Annotated in this window: 14 protein-coding genes; 11 read left to right on the forward strand and 3 right to left on the reverse strand. The window is 35.3% G+C overall.

From position 1 onward, the window contains the following. Positions 1 to 314 (forward strand): hypothetical protein (locus tag ID741_RS14475; protein ID WP_438720479.1); only part of this gene is annotated, 314 nt, incomplete at its 5' end. A 48-nt stretch (positions 315 to 362) separates the two neighbouring features. Here ID741_RS14475 and ID741_RS14480 read toward each other — a convergent pair. Continuing rightward, positions 363 to 1,814 carry an ATP-binding protein gene (locus ID741_RS14480; RefSeq protein WP_438720480.1) on the reverse strand — a complete coding sequence of 484 codons (1,452 nt, stop codon included), beginning with the start codon at positions 1,812 to 1,814 and terminating at the stop codon, positions 363 to 365. Between the two features lie 204 nt (positions 1,815 to 2,018). Between ID741_RS14480 and ID741_RS14485 the strand changes: the two genes are divergently transcribed. Next, positions 2,019 to 2,354: a zinc ribbon domain-containing protein YjdM gene (locus ID741_RS14485; RefSeq protein ID WP_438720481.1), complete on the forward strand. Its 336-nt coding sequence runs from the start codon at positions 2,019 to 2,021 to the stop codon at positions 2,352 to 2,354. 51 nt (positions 2,355 to 2,405) lie between these two features. On the opposite strand, the gene ID741_RS14490 is transcribed toward ID741_RS14485, so the two are convergent. Next, on the reverse strand, positions 2,406 to 4,061 hold the full coding sequence (locus ID741_RS14490) for a family 43 glycosylhydrolase (protein WP_438720482.1): 1,656 nt from the start codon (positions 4,059 to 4,061) through the stop codon (positions 2,406 to 2,408). Positions 4,062 to 4,234: 173 nt separating this feature from the next. Here ID741_RS14490 and ID741_RS14495 point away from each other — a divergent pair, with 173 nt between their 5' ends. The 6 genes from ID741_RS14495 (at position 4,235) to ID741_RS14520 (ending at position 10,732) form a co-directional block, all read left to right on the forward strand. After that, entirely contained in the window at positions 4,235 to 5,125 is an 891-nt protein-coding gene (locus ID741_RS14495; RefSeq protein ID WP_438720483.1) for a helix-turn-helix domain-containing protein, read from the forward strand. Positions 5,126 to 5,358: 233 nt separating this feature from the next. Then, complete coding sequence (xylA, locus tag ID741_RS14500) at positions 5,359 to 6,666, forward strand: xylose isomerase (RefSeq protein ID WP_438720484.1); 1,308 nt, start codon at positions 5,359 to 5,361, stop codon at positions 6,664 to 6,666. Between the two features lie 18 nt (positions 6,667 to 6,684). Then, positions 6,685 to 8,181, forward strand: a complete 1,497-nt coding sequence (xylB, locus tag ID741_RS14505) for a xylulokinase (RefSeq protein ID WP_438720485.1) — start codon at positions 6,685 to 6,687, stop codon at positions 8,179 to 8,181. Between the two features lie 31 nt (positions 8,182 to 8,212). Further along, positions 8,213 to 9,163, forward strand: a complete 951-nt coding sequence (locus ID741_RS14510; RefSeq protein ID WP_438720486.1) for an MFS transporter — start codon at positions 8,213 to 8,215, stop codon at positions 9,161 to 9,163. A 45-nt stretch (positions 9,164 to 9,208) separates the two neighbouring features. Next, positions 9,209 to 9,448: a hypothetical protein gene (locus ID741_RS14515; RefSeq protein WP_438720487.1), complete on the forward strand. Its 240-nt coding sequence runs from the start codon at positions 9,209 to 9,211 to the stop codon at positions 9,446 to 9,448. A 96-nt stretch (positions 9,449 to 9,544) separates the two neighbouring features. Then, on the forward strand, positions 9,545 to 10,732 hold the full coding sequence (locus ID741_RS14520) for an NAD(P)/FAD-dependent oxidoreductase (RefSeq protein WP_438720488.1): 1,188 nt from the start codon (positions 9,545 to 9,547) through the stop codon (positions 10,730 to 10,732). A gap of 35 nt (positions 10,733 to 10,767) precedes the next feature. Here ID741_RS14520 and ID741_RS14525 read toward each other — a convergent pair whose 3' ends face one another. Further along, positions 10,768 to 11,670 carry a DMT family transporter gene (locus ID741_RS14525; RefSeq protein ID WP_438720489.1) on the reverse strand — a complete coding sequence of 301 codons (903 nt, stop codon included), beginning with the start codon at positions 11,668 to 11,670 and terminating at the stop codon, positions 10,768 to 10,770. Positions 11,671 to 11,784: 114 nt separating this feature from the next. Between ID741_RS14525 and ID741_RS14530 the strand changes: the two genes are divergently transcribed. The 3 genes from ID741_RS14530 (at position 11,785) to ID741_RS14540 (ending at position 14,344) form a co-directional block, all read left to right on the forward strand. After that, positions 11,785 to 12,615 (forward strand): helix-turn-helix domain-containing protein, encoded by an 831-nt coding sequence (locus ID741_RS14530; protein WP_438720490.1) that lies wholly within the window; start codon positions 11,785 to 11,787, stop codon positions 12,613 to 12,615. A 13-nt stretch (positions 12,616 to 12,628) separates the two neighbouring features. Then, positions 12,629 to 13,378 carry a type I methionyl aminopeptidase gene (gene map, locus ID741_RS14535; protein ID WP_438720491.1) on the forward strand — a complete coding sequence of 250 codons (750 nt, stop codon included), beginning with the start codon at positions 12,629 to 12,631 and terminating at the stop codon, positions 13,376 to 13,378. 81 nt (positions 13,379 to 13,459) lie between these two features. Then, entirely contained in the window at positions 13,460 to 14,344 is an 885-nt protein-coding gene (locus ID741_RS14540) for a glycerophosphodiester phosphodiesterase family protein (protein ID WP_438720492.1), read from the forward strand. The last annotated feature ends 221 nt before the right edge of the window (positions 14,345 to 14,565 follow it).

The raw sequence follows: 14,565 nt of genomic DNA on the forward strand, positions 1-14,565 counted from the left end.
CCTTAATTATCTTAGTCATCTTAGTGATCTTTGTTTTAATCAATTTAATTTTTTTTCCAGGAATGGCGCTGTTTAATCGCTTGACGGATAAAAATAAAACCAATACATTGTCCAATGAAAAACTAATTTTGGCCCGTTGTACCCAGAGGATTCGTCCTGAAAAATTAGGAGAAATTCAAGTAATTGATAGCGGCAATATTTTTCCTGCTCAGCTTTATCAGCAAACAGAATCAATTGAAGTAGGAGAAACGGTTTTAATTATTCAGATTGTTGATGGCATTGCCAGTGTTGCTACTTATCAAGTAGATTTTTAAAGAATAGCAAAAGAAGCCATTTTCCCTCACTAGGAAAATGGCTTCTTTTTATCGATTGGGAAAGTGTAGTTCAAAGGTGGTCCCTTGATTTAGTTCACTGACAACAGTTACCGTTCCATTGTGGAGCTTCATTAATTGTTGGACGATTGATAAACCTAAACCAGATTCTGCGTACTTTTTATTGGTACGAGAAGGGTCAACTTTATAATATCGTTCCCAAATATTTTTGATTTGTTCAGGATCCATGCCAATACCGGTATCAGAAATTTTAATTACTGTACCTTGGTCATCCTGACTAGCTTGAATCATAATTTTTCCATCATGGGTAAATTGAATCGCATTTTGTACAATATTAACAACGATTTGGGTAAAGCGATCGTAGTCTGCAGTGATATGGACTTTTTCAGGAGCTTCCAAAATCAACTGATCCCCCTCATCGGCTGCTTTATTTTCCATTTGAGTAACAATATCTTTTAAAGCATCCGTCGCGTTAAACTCTTGTAAATTAATCTTGATTTGGTTGGCACGAATACTTTCGTAATCTAAATTTTCTTTAATTAAACGAATCATGCGGTCAGTTTCTTTTTCCATTAAATTAATGGCATTTTTCTTTTGGGCGGCAGGTATAGCGTCGTATCTCATACCTTCTAGTAAGCCCTTGATTGTAGTAAGAGGCGTCTTCATCTCGTGGGAAGCATCTGCCATAAATTGTTTGCGTAATTCTTCCTGGCGATCAATTTCTTCACTGGATTCTTTTAAAGAAACTGCCATATCGTTAAAGGAGTGTCCCAATTGACTGAATTCATCTTGACTATTATTTGCTGCTAACTGAACATCAAAATCTCCAGCGGCAATTTTTTTCGTGGCGTCATTAAATATTTTAACTTTTTTTGCTTGTCGTTGAGCTAAAAAGTAACTGATGATTAAAGCAATAACAGCGGATACGATAAATCCTTTTCCTAAATCAGCAAACATGGCATTAGCGTTGTCATGAATCATTTTAGCATTTTGAGAAATCACTAAAATACCTAGAAATTCCCCAGTATCAACTTGATATAATCCTCTTAAAACATAAGCAGTCGAGACATTTTGATTGTTTAAATCGTAATTTAAAGTTTTACGAATTTCGCTTCGGTTTTTTACCATTTTAAATTCTTTTTTGGTGACTAATTTATTCAAAAGAGTTTGGTTAATTTCGGGATATTCAGCTTCATTATCAGCATTGATAAAAGCAAATTCGACATTTTGTGATTTTAAAACGTCTTCAGTATAAGAAATCCGATTGATTAACTGTTCGCTGACACTGCCACTATTAAAGTAGGGATTTGTCTGGAAACTGGCTGGTGGATCGGCAATTGTCTCAGCGTAGTGACTGAGCTGACTATAATTATTTTGTTCCAACGTTCGTCTAGTAAATTGAGAAAAGGTTAGACCAATGATTGAAATGATGGCTAAAGTTAAAATAAAAAAAGCCAGCATTAACTGATATAAGTATTTCATTCTTTGCACCTCAGATAGAGTAGAACCTAATTATATTATGTATTATAAAACACGAATATGTGGAAAATGTGAAGAAAGATAGGGAAGTGATTGAAATCACTGGAAAAATCGACAAAATTGCTTATGCCTCTTTTCACAAGCAGTATTTTTTTGTTAGAATAAAAGTTAAGCAGTAAATTTGTAAAAATGAAAAGGAGACTCACCATGTCACAACTACCAAAATGTCCAGAATGTGGTTCAGAATATACTTATGAGGACCGTGGCTTATTTGTTTGCCCAGAATGTGGACATGAATGGAACGAATCAGCCGAAGTTGCCACAGAAGGAGTTATCGCTAAAGATGCTAATGCAAATTTATTGGCAGAAGGCGATAGTGTTACAGTAATCAAAGATTTAAAAGTAAAAGGCGCCAGCAATCCAATTAAACAAGGCACTAAAGTAAAAAATATCCGATTGGTTGAAGGCGATCATAATATTGATTGCAAAGTTGACGGCTTTGGACCTATGAAATTAAAATCTGAGTTCGTTAAGAAGCTTTAATTAAAAAACTCCTTGAGTAACGGTTGTCCGTAACTTCAAGGAGTTTTCTATTTATTGATTTTTGACTTGATAATACTCAAAATCAGCGAAAGATTGATGTTGATTGGCATCAACACTACCTAAGAAATTAAACAAAGCTGTAAAGCCACCAATTTCTCCAGGTTCACCGTTGACACCTTCATCAGAAAGATATTTCACGTCAATTTTTTGCAATAAAGTTGTCCAATGATCTGTCTCATAAAGTTTATATAAAATATCAGCATAGCCGTGATTGTAAACAATTTTTAAGTTAGCAGCATGATTTGGAACTTCAACACGATGATTAACATACTCAATTCTCGTGCCTAATTTAGCTTGTAGAACCGTTAAAATAGTAGCATTTTTTTCTTCTGAATAAGTTAAATGCACATATAACCAATTATTTGAATCATAATATAGACCTAAACCAGCTGTTTCAGAATAATGGACCGGTTGAAAGACAACTTTTGTATCGACTTCATAATCGAAAGAAGTTGCGCGAGTTGCTAAAATTGCTGGATTATTTTGAGAGAAGAAAGAATTTTCTCCATGGATTCTTAAATAACCAGGACGTTCAGTCGTGTTGGCCCACTTAACTGTTTGTTCACGATAAGGCGTCATGAATTTTTTTGTAAAAGCTTCTTTTGAAAAGTCGTCATAAATATCAAAATTACCAATTGTTTCGGCATCGTTATCTTTCATGCCTTCAACTTCCATTTTCGCTAAATTAGAACCGTCAGCCATTTCTAGCCAGCCATCAGCTGTCCAAGTCATTTTTTGTAATGAAGTTTCACGACCTAAAGGATTTAATAATTCTCCTGAAAGTGGACGCGACATCAAATGTGCAATGTAAAATTCACCAGTGTGGGTTTCAACTAAAGAACCATGACCAGCTTTTTGCATTAAAGAATTGGGATTATACATTTCAAAATGACCAGCGTCGGGATCACCTAATGAAAATAAATGATTTGGTGATGAAGTAATGATTGGTTCACCTGATGGATGTGGCTCGTAAGGACCAAAAACATTTTTGGAACGACCAATCTCAACATCATGACCATAACCTGTACCACCTGCCGCGATTAATAAATAATAATAATCATCATGTTGATAAATCTGCGGAGCTTCGGCACATCCACGAGTTGTAAAACCATGGGTTACCCGATGCCATTCACCGATAATGCCACCTTTTTTTAAATCAACTTCCGCAATTACAATATGACCGGGTGCTTGGTAACCTTGTCGCGTTTCCCATTCTAAAATCGCTACATATTTTTTTCCATCTTTATCATGATAAATGGCTGGGTCAAAACCAATTGAAGTTAAATAAATCGGTTCAGACCAAGGACCACGGATATCATCTGCCCACATAGCATAAGAATCAGAATTAAATTCTCGACCGGCCATATTTAACATATGGGAATAGGCTAACCAATATTTCTTTGTTTCAGGATCATAAGATAAATGAGGTGCCCAAACGCCTGCTGGTGTATTGGTTCCTCGAAGATTGACTTCGCCATTTTCTAAAGCATAGCCAATTAGTTCCCAGTTGGCTAAATCTTTGGATTCAAAAATTTGAACGGCTGGATTCCAGTGAAAAGTTGATGTAGCAATATAATAAGTTTCTTCAACGCGAATAATGGATGGATCTGGCGCCATGCCAGGAATAATTGGGTTTTTAATTGTCATGGTAAAATTCCTTTCTATTGTCGAAATCTTTGATAACGTTTGCATGCAATGTTAAAAAATAGTTTTGAAATCGATTTCTTGCGATGGCTTTATGATAAAAGAAAAAAAGTGTATAATAAATATCAAAATAGATTGAAAAATTACCATTTTTCGTATTTATAAAGGTGATGAAATTGAATGAGAGACCAGAATGGTTAGAAGAAATCGTTAATTTACCTGATGTAAATGCCAATATAAAATCTTTTGGCGGTCATAAGCAGTGGGTCCCTAATGGTTGGAAAGCTGAACCGGAAACTCACTTTGCTTTTGAAATAATGTTGATTATTAGTGGCGTGCAAGAAACAATTTTTGATGGAATAACTTATCAGTTTGAAGAAAATGATATCGCCTTGATTACACCTGGCTTGCGGCATGAGAATTCTTGTATCTCAGAAGATGGAATGGAATATTTTTGTGTTCATTTTGATATTGATGATCCAGAAATTCAGCAGCAGTTATTGATGTATTGCCCGACTCAATTTCAACGAGAAAACCCCCAGTATGAAAAGATTGCAACCATTTTATTGGAATATGTAAGCTTGTTAAATCAAACAGCATTTACCATTAAAAAAAAATTACGAGTCGAAATACTTTTATTAAATTTAGTCAATAGTCTATTGGAATATGCTGAAGCTGAGCAAGTCAAAATTGATCATTCAGATAATAATTCTTTGATCCTAGCAAAAAGTATCGCCGAAAATATTCAGAGAAATTTCCGCACATTTACCGAGTATCCTACAGAAGAGAACCGTTACTTGTTGACGATGGACTATGTAGCCGAAGCTTTAATTATCAGTAAGAGCAGTATGCTGAAAAGCTTCAAAAAGGTTTACGGCATGAGTCCAAAACAATATTTGGATCAGCTGAAATACAACGAAGCAAAATTTTTACTACATCAACCAAAATTATCTGTTCATGAAATTGCCGAAATTATTGGCTACCAGAATGCTTCACATTTTACCCGCCAATTTAAAACTTGGAGTGGTATGTCACCAAAGGATTATCGAAAAGTTACCGAAAATTAATTTAGAAAGCCAGAAATGCTTGATATTTCTGGCTTTCTTTTTGTTTATCAGTGTTTAAATACGAAAAATGGTAATTTTTTGCTTCATTTTGATATAGATTGTCACAAGAAAATTTTTTATGATTAGTCCAAGAAATCGGTTACATCTTGCAACATGTTTTTGCTGGCCAGAAAAGATGAACTGAGTTGATTATTCTAGCGTTTTGAAAGCGTATTAAGAAAAGAGGAAATTACATGACTTACTTTGAAAAAATCGAAAAAATTAAATATGAAGGACCAAAAACCAAAAATCCTTTTGCATTTCGCCATTATAATCCAGAGGAAATCATTGCTGGTAAATCTATGAAAGAACATTTACGTTTTTCAATTGCTTACTGGCATACGATGACTCAAGATGGTTCAGATCCATTTGGTAATCCAGTCAATCAAAGAACTTGGTTTGGTGAAACACCAATGGAAACTGCTAAAAATCGAGTAGAAGCTTTCTTTGAAATTTGTGAAAAACTAGGTGCGGAATATTTTTGTTTCCATGATGTTGATATTGCACCTGAAGGTGATTCATTAGCTGAATTTTTTGAAAATCTGGATGAAATTACTGACTTGATTAAAGAAAAAATGGATCAAACAGGGATTAAACTTTTATGGAACACTGCCAATATGTTTTCAAATCCTCGTTACGTTAACGGTGCAGCATCAACTAATCATGCGGACGTATATGCTTTCGCAGCGGCACAAGTCAAAAAGGGTTTGGATCTTTCTAAAAAATTAGGTGGAGAAAATTATGTCTTTTGGGGTGGTCGGGAAGGATATGAAACGTTATTAAATACCGATATGGGTTTTGAGCAAGATAATATTGCGCGTTTCTTTAAAATGGCGATTGCTTACGGCGAAAAGATCGGTCATAAACCACAATTTTTATTAGAACCAAAACCAAAAGAACCATCAAAACATCAATATGATTTTGATGCTGCAACTGCGATGGCTTTTATCCAAAAATATAATTTAACTGGTAATTTTAAATTAAATTTAGAAGCCAATCATGCGACATTAGCCGGTCACACTTTCGAACATGAAATTGCTGTCGCACGAACTTACGGTGCGTTAGGTTCATTAGATGCCAACCAAGGAGATGTTTTATTAGGCTGGGATACTGATGAGTTTCCTACTAATATTTACGATACAACTTTAGTGATGTATGAAGTTTTAGATAATGGTGGAATTGCTCCTGGAGGTATTAATTTCGATGCGAAAGTTCGTCGTTCATCATTTGCGATGGAAGACCTATTTTTAGCTCACATTGCTGGAATGGATAATTTTGCCAGAGGTTTGAAAGCTGCTGCTAAATTAAAAGAGGATAAATTCTTCGAAGATTTAAAAGCTGAGCGTTACAGCAGTTTTAAATCAGGGATTGGAGCCGAAATTGTCGCTGGAAAAGAAGATTTAGAATCGTTAACTAATTACGCTTTGAATCAATCAGAAGTGGACATGCCATCTAGTCACATTGAATACATTAAATCAGTTTTAAATGATTACTTAATCTAGATTTTTGGAGGGGAAAAGATGCGTTACGTATTAGGAATTGATTTAGGAACCAGTAGTTTAACAGGGATTGTGATGAATCAAAATGGTCAAGTCGTCGCCGAAAGAAGTAGCGATTATTCTTTGTCCTCCCCGCAGTCTGGTTTTTCAGAACAAAATCCAGCTGACTGGATCGCAGCTTGTGATCAAGTCTTAACAGAATTAGTGGCTACATTCCCCAGCTTAAAAGAAAACTTAGCGGGAATTAGTTTTTCAGGACAAATGCATTCACTAGTAGTCCTAGGTGAAGAAAAACAACCGATTTATCCAGCAATCTTGTGGAATGATGTTCGAACCTCAAAACAATGCCAAGAAATTATGGCAAATTTTGGTGAAGAATTATTACAAATTACAAAAAATATTGCTTTAGAAGGTTTTACGTTACCTAAAATTTTATGGTTACAAGAAAATGAGCCTAAGGTTTGGGGAAAAGTAAGACATCTGATGTTGCCGAAAGATTATTTAAGCTTTTATTTTACCGATCAGCTAGTGACTGATTACAGTGATGCGGCAGGTACTTTATTATTGGATGTTGAAAAGCGACAGTGGTCACGAGAAATTCTGGAACAATTTAAGATTGATTCGGCTATTTTACCGAAACTAGTTGCTGCTACTGATCAAGTTGGTGTGATGAAATCATCATTGACTGAAAAATTTGGCTTTACTCAACCGGTTAAGATTTTTGCTGGTGGGGCTGATAACGCTTGTGGTGCATTAGGAGCTGGCTTAGTTAATGAGGATGCTGCTTTGATTTCAATCGGAACTAGTGGTGTATTTAGTAGTTTTGAAAAAAATATTCAGGATTATCAAGGCAAGCTACACTTTTTCAATCATGTGATTCCAAATAGCTATTACTCGATGGGAGTTACTTTAGCTGCAGGAAATTCTTTATCATGGTTTAAAGATAGCTTTGCTAAAGAGGAAAGTTTTTCTGAATTGTTAAAAGATATTGGGGAAATACCAGCTGGTAGTGAAGGATTACTATTTGCACCATACATTGTTGGAGAAAGGACGCCGCATTTTGATAGCCAAATTCGTGGCAGTTTTATAGGTATTGATACTCGCCATCAGAGAGACCATTTTGCTCGTGCTGTTTTGGAAGGGATTACCTTTAGTTTGAAAGATTCTCAACTATTAATGGAAGAAACTAAAAATAAAGCTTTCAAGGAAATGATTTCTGTCGGTGGTGGAGCTAAAAACCCCGAATGGTTACAAATGCAAGCAGACATTTTTAATGCCAAAATAAAAAGTTTAGTGGTTGAGCAGGGACCTGGTGCAGGTGCTTGTATGATTGCAGCGATTGGCTGTGGTTGGGGTCAACTTTCTGAAATAGTGACAACTTTTGTGAATTACCAAGAACGAGTCTTTTTCCCGAATGAAGAGAAGGTCGCAAAATACGCTGAAGTTTACACTATTTGGCAGAAGGTTTATCAGGCGACTAAGGATATTTCAAGTAGTTTATTGCAATTATCAAAATAATAGTTTCAAATAGAAAGAGGAGGAAGTAAAAATGGTTTCGATTCCCTTAAAAAGATTATTACCTGGCCTTGTGATTGGTCCGGCAGCATGGTTAGGTCCATATATTGCAGCATCAAGTTTATTTTTACCAGCTTTAATTCAACAAATTAATTCAGAAAATAAAATTGAATTGGTGGCCTTGTTTTCGACTTGTGGGATGGTGGTAGCAGCTGTTTCCAATATGGTCGCCGGATTATTATCCGATCGAACAAGAAGTCGCTTTGGCAAACGGACACCTTGGATTGTTGGCGGCGCATTTTTCTTTATGATTGCGATGATTTTAGCGTCAATGGCCAACAGTGTACCGCCATTGTTAGCAGCTTGGATGTTAGGCCAAGTCGCTTTAAATTTTATTGTGGCACCAATGGTCGCATGGTTGGACTTCGCACCTGAAAATGGTCGTGGAACTGCCTCCGGTGCTTATGGCGGTTTAGGAATGGCGTTAGGAAATAATGGCTTTACAATTATTGCAGCAGCTTTTTTAGGAAATTTCCGTCTTGGCTTTATTATTTTTGGCATTATTACTTTTGTCGGTACGTTTATTGCTGTGGCAATCGTTCGAGAACCGGGAAATTTAAATGAAGCAGTCGCGGTTAAAGCAGAGAAAAAAGAAAAATTTCAATTAAAAGAAGTCTTAACTATTTTTCCAAAATGGTCAGTTGGTCGCGATTATTATTTAGCACTGATTGGTAAACTTTTTCAAGGTGTCGGAAACTTTGCTATTACTGGCTACTTGCTATATATTATGACTGACTTTTTAAACAAAGGAGCTTCTGGTACACAAACTTCGATTCAATTGATCAATACAATCATGTTAATTTTCGGGATTGCCATGGGCTTTATTGCTGGACCAATCTCTGATAAATTTAATGTTTTGAAATTACCTGTCGCTTTATCAACAATTTCATTAGGAATTGGTGCTTTAAGTCTATTCTTTTTATGAAATGATACAGCGATTATTATTTACGGTTTTACTGCTGATTTAGGAATGGGCATTTGGAATTCATTGGATAATTTATTGAATCTAGAGGTAATTCCTGATAAAGAGCGGGTAGCATTTTTCCTAGGAGTATACAATTTAGGTAATACAATTACCCAAGCTTTAGCCCCAGTAATTGCAGCTGCAGTTATTTCAATCGCTGGTTTTTCAGCTATCTTTTTAGTCTCATTTGCTTTTGCCATGATTGGCGGATTGTGCATTTTGAATATCAAATCGGTTAAACGTTAAACAAAAAGAGTCCGTTAGGGCTTTTTTTGTTATTGAAACCCCTGTCATTTTCTTTTTTTCTTGCTACAATGGAAGTAAGATTAATAAGGAGGAAAAATGATGGACGTCTTAATTTTAGGTGCGGGTTATGCTGGATTGAGAGCTTTACGAGAATTACAGCTTCACCACGATATAAAAATAACTTTAGTAGATCGCAACAATTATCATTATGAAGCAACAAACTTGCATGAAGTTGCTGCTGGAACACAGTCGGCTGAAGCGATTACTTATCCGATTGAAGAAGTAGTCAATCATAAATGCACGCATTTTGTTCAAGGGGAAGTAGAGAAAATCTTGCCTGAAAAACAATGGGTGCGTTTAAGTGATGGACAAGAATTATCTTATGATTATTTGATTGTTGCTTTAGGTTTTGAATCAGAGTCCTTCGGCATTGAGGGCGTGACGGAATACTGTCTAAAAATGGATGATGTTGACTCAGCAGAAGCCATTCAGCATCATTTGCATGCAATGATGATTAAATATCAAGAGACAAACAACCCAGAGTATTTGAAAATAATTGTTGCAGGCGCTGGTTTTACTGGAACTGAATTATTAGGGGCTTTACTAGATGCCCGTGAAAAATTAGCTGAAACCGCCAAAGTAAATCCAAATCAAATTGAAATTTTTTGTGTAGATTCTGGTAAACAATATTTGCCGATGTTTAGCGAAAAGTTATCGGCTTACGGTATGAAACACTTGGAAGAACGGGGTGTGAAATTTTTCCGACCAAAAAGAATCCAAGCGGTTACTGATGACGTAGTAACTTGTGATGATGGTACCGAATTGACTGCTAAAACAATTATTTGGACAACTGGTGTCAGTGGCAGCCATGTAATCAAAGACTCTGGTTTTTCAGCCAAACGTAATCGAATTGCTGTGAAAGCAAATCTTACCGATCCCGATGATGATAAAATTTATTTTGTTGGTGATGTTGCTTTTGTAGTGGATGATACAACAGGGAAACCTTATCCAACCACGGCCCAATTATCTTTAAAAATGGGACAGTATGCCGCAAAAGATATTTTAGCTAAAGCAGCAGGAAAAAAACAAGCGCCATTTGTATTTCACTCTTTAGGAACAGTAGCATCAATTGGAAATACAGATGCTTTAGGAATCGTTGGACCGGCTGAAGTGAAAGGTTATCCTGCTTCATTCATCAAAAAAGCCATCATGGATCGCTCCTTAATGGAAACAGGCGGTGTCAAAGAGATGCTGTCAAAAGGTCGTGCTGATTTTTATCATTAAAAAAAGTGAAGCTCATTTTTAAAATGGGCTTCACTTTATGTTTTGGCTAACTCTCGATGACTGGCCCAAGCTTGTAGGAAAGTTGTTGATAAAATAAACAAAGCCCCAATTATTTCTGGCAGCCCAAAAGCAGTATGCAACAAAGCTACAGACAAAATTGTTGCCGTTAATGGTTCAAAAGAACTTAGCATGCTTGTCAAACTAGCATCGATATATTGTAAACTTTGGATATAGAATAAATAAGAAAACATTGTCCCTCCGATTACAATAAAGGCCAGCATACCCCAATTTCGTGGTGCTAATACCGGAACATCAGTACTTATTAAGATTGGTGAAAGAGCAATCCCTGAAACAAACATCGCTAAGCCGGTGACCAATTTTGCATCGAAGGCTTGTAATAATTTTCGCGGTAACAGGGTATAAAGAGCTGCACTGACTCCAGATAAAATTCCCCAGATAAAAGCTTCAGGCGATAAAGCCAATTGATTGAATTGTCCTTTAGTAACTAATAAATAAGTTCCAAACATCGCTAAAAAGACACAAAAACTGTCGATTCTCCGTGGTAATTCTCTTTTAGTAATCGTGAAATAAAGTAAAATAAATAAAGGACTCAAAAATTGTAAAATTGTCGCAGTAGGAGCATTTCCTGTGCGAATAGCCATAAAATAAGTAAATTGAGAAGGTAAAACACCTAAAAAACCAAAAAGACAAACAGCCAATACTTGTTTTGGTTGTCTTAAAAGGTTTTTAAATTGATGAGGAATCGTAAACAAACACCATAATAAAAGCAAAATACCGGCACCAAGTAACCGCAAAGCGACAACCCATTGAGTACTGACGGTACTTTCTGAGAAAAATAATTCCGCCACTGTACCAGATGCCCCCCATAAAATCGAACCAACAATCACAGATGTTAATCCCTTTTGTAAATTACTCATCATGTCACTCCTTCACAATAAAATACCAACTATGCTATTATAACTATATGTTTTTTTTCAATACTATCACTATTTTCTGTATTTTTATCACTATTGTGTAAATGAGGAGATAAAATGAACTTTTTGACAGATGTAAATTTTAAAGAGGCGACTCAACACGTTACTGGAAAATTGCCAGTTGCTATATATCGAAACAAGTTAATAAAAGATCGAGGAGACGGGATTCGTCTTCATTGGCATAAAGAATTTCAACTGGTCTGGATTTTAGAAGGGAAATTTTCCTATCAAGTTGGTCGTGAAAAGATTTATTTAGACGAAGATAAATTATTGTTTATTAATAGTGGACGGTTACATCAAGCAAAAGTTTTAACCGATGAAGTCGAGTATCTTTGTGTTGACTTTTCTCCGTATTTTTTTAATGATATTTTATATCAAAATTATTTAAAAGAGCTGATGCAAGAAGAACAGGCTGATTTTCAAGTTGTTTTACGTGATCCTAAATGGGACAAACGCTTAAGGGAACTGCATACAAAACCAATCGATGAAAATTTCTTATCCCTGACAATTTTTTTGTTAGAATTTATTGAAAAAGTCTTTCAAAAGAAAACGGCGGAAACTAAACAATCGGAGGCCTTAATTTATCCCTTACTAAACTATGTTCATCAACATTACATAGAAGATATTTCGGTTGATGAGCTGAGCCAGCGAGGGCATATGAATAAAAATAAATGTACGGAATTGTTTAAGTTGTATACCGGCTATTCACCGAAAAATTATGTCATTTATTATCGTTTATTTATTGCTAAAGAAAAGTTATTGACCACGAACCAAACAATCTCAGAAATTTGTTATGGTGTAGGATTCAACCATTTAAGCTATTTTATTGAAGCGTTTAAGAAAAAATATCATTTTACCCCACTACAATTTCGTAAAAATTATCAATAAAGGAGTATCAACAATGATTGCATTAAAATCACCAAGAGAAATCGAACAAATGAAAAAATCTGGAGAAATTCTAGCCAGTATCCATGAAGAATTACGAGAGTTTATTCAACCAGGAATTACCACTAATCAAATCGATCAATTGGTACAAAAGAGAATCGAAGAAAAGGGTGCGGTTGCTGCTCAAATTGGTTTTGAAGGTTATAAATTTGCTACTTGTACAAGTGTCAATGATGAGATCGCTCACGGTTTTCCATCCAATTATCGATTAAAAACTGGCGATATTGTGAGTGTTGATTTTTGTGTTGATTATCGTGGAGCAATTTCTGATAGCTGTTGGACTTATGGAGTCGGAGAGATTTCTGAGCTGCATCAAAAATTAATGACCGTTACTTTAGAAACTTTACGCTTAGGAATTGAACAAGCACAAGTTGGAAATCGTTTAGGAGATATCGGACACGCGATTCAAACTTATGCAGAAGAAAATGGTTTTAGCGTTGTCCGAGATTTTCTGGCTCATGGTATCGGTCCATCAATTCATGAAGAACCGCTTTTTCCTCATTATGGCACTGCTGGAAAAGGAATGCGCCTTAAAGAAGGTATGACAATTACCATTGAACCAATGATTACTACTGGAACATGGGAAATGCAGATGGATGCTAACGGCTGGACTGGACGAACGATTGATGGCAGTTTTTGTGCTCAATATGAACATTCAATCGCGATTACTAAAGATGGTCCAATCATTATGACCCAACAAAAATAATTTTATGAAAATTGACGGCTTCGAGTTAAATCTGTTAAATTAGTCATTGATGAATAAAACATGATTTGAGGAGGTGGTCGTTTGAAAAAAATCTTATTAAGTGGATTGCTGGTTGTTTTGGCAATTGTAGCTTCTAGTAATGGAACAATCGTTGGCGGAAAAGATCCCAAGAGCATGGTGGTAGAGACTGCAACAGCGACTGCTTACCGAAAATTTGAAGGAAATAAAATGATGCGGCTGGCTTATACTAAAGAAGAACCTGCTAAAAAAAGTGTTCCTACCAGATATGTAAATCATCGTGGAAATACAATGAAGGCACCAGAAAATTCATTACCTGCTTTCAAAAAAGCCAAAGGAACAGCAATTGAAACGGATATTCGTTTAACCGCAGATCGTCAATGGGTAGTTATGCATGACAGTACTATAGATCGTACAACGACAGGTAAAGGTCGTGTAAAAGATTATACAGTTGATCAACTGAAGGATTTTAAAATTAATACAACCATGAACTTTACTAAAAAAGAATTAAAAATCCCTACGTTGGAGGATTTCTTAAAAATCTGTCAACAAACTGGTAAAAGTCCATTTATCGAAATCAAAGATAAATCGGCCACCGTTGAAGAATTAAATGAAATTATCAATCTTCTGAACAAATATGGTTTTGGTACTTCGGCAGTCCGCGTGATTTCTTTTCACTATAAAACTTTGAGAAAAATCAGTAAGTTAAATACTAATTATTCGTATTACTTATTAGTCAAGGATATTGACAAAAAAACAATCAAACAAGCAAGAAAGCTCGGTGAAAATGCTGGTATTAATACTGATTATCTAAATTTAAATAAGACTAAAGTCAAACAAGCTCATAAAGCAGGTCTTGAAGTTGGCGCATACACTGTTTTAAATAACGATTTTCTGAAAGTAGTCGCATTAAATGTAGATTATATTACCACTGATCAAATGAAATAAAAATCCAAGAAAAATCCACGTAATCTAAAAAAAGATTGCGTGGATTTTTTTGACAAAAAATAACTATAAATGATATTTTCGTTCTTTTATTTATATTCCAAAAATATATTTGTTAATTATATTTAAAATGTGGATTTTTTTTATTTATATAATTAATATGAGAAAGAACGCGCTTTATTTTGGAATAAAATAGTAAACTACGATATTAATGATTTTATTAA

Source organism: Enterococcus sp. AZ103 (assembly GCF_051714685.1).
In the GTDB taxonomy this organism is placed as follows: Bacteria; Bacillota; Bacilli; order Lactobacillales; family Enterococcaceae; genus Enterococcus_A; species Enterococcus_A alishanensis.

Excerpts from the sequence above, each read along its gene's own strand:
- ID741_RS14525 (WP_438720489.1), bottom strand. The coding sequence starts at position 11,670 with ATGAGTAATTTACAAAAGGGATTAACATCTGTGATTGTTGGTTCGATT.
- ID741_RS14515 (WP_438720487.1), top strand. The coding sequence starts at position 9,209 with ATGGGCATTTGGAATTCATTGGATAATTTATTGAATCTAGAGGTAATT.
- ID741_RS14520 (WP_438720488.1), top strand. The coding sequence starts at position 9,545 with ATGATGGACGTCTTAATTTTAGGTGCGGGTTATGCTGGATTGAGAGCT.
- ID741_RS14480 (WP_438720480.1), bottom strand. The coding sequence starts at position 1,814 with ATGAAATACTTATATCAGTTAATGCTGGCTTTTTTTATTTTAACTTTA.
- map (WP_438720491.1), top strand. The coding sequence starts at position 12,629 with ATGATTGCATTAAAATCACCAAGAGAAATCGAACAAATGAAAAAATCT.
- ID741_RS14510 (WP_438720486.1), top strand. The coding sequence starts at position 8,213 with ATGGTTTCGATTCCCTTAAAAAGATTATTACCTGGCCTTGTGATTGGT.
- ID741_RS14485 (WP_438720481.1), top strand. The coding sequence starts at position 2,019 with ATGTCACAACTACCAAAATGTCCAGAATGTGGTTCAGAATATACTTAT.
- xylA (WP_438720484.1), top strand. The coding sequence starts at position 5,359 with ATGACTTACTTTGAAAAAATCGAAAAAATTAAATATGAAGGACCAAAA.
- xylB (WP_438720485.1), top strand. The coding sequence starts at position 6,685 with ATGCGTTACGTATTAGGAATTGATTTAGGAACCAGTAGTTTAACAGGG.
- ID741_RS14530 (WP_438720490.1), top strand. The coding sequence starts at position 11,785 with ATGAACTTTTTGACAGATGTAAATTTTAAAGAGGCGACTCAACACGTT.
- ID741_RS14490 (WP_438720482.1), bottom strand. The coding sequence starts at position 4,061 with ATGACAATTAAAAACCCAATTATTCCTGGCATGGCGCCAGATCCATCC.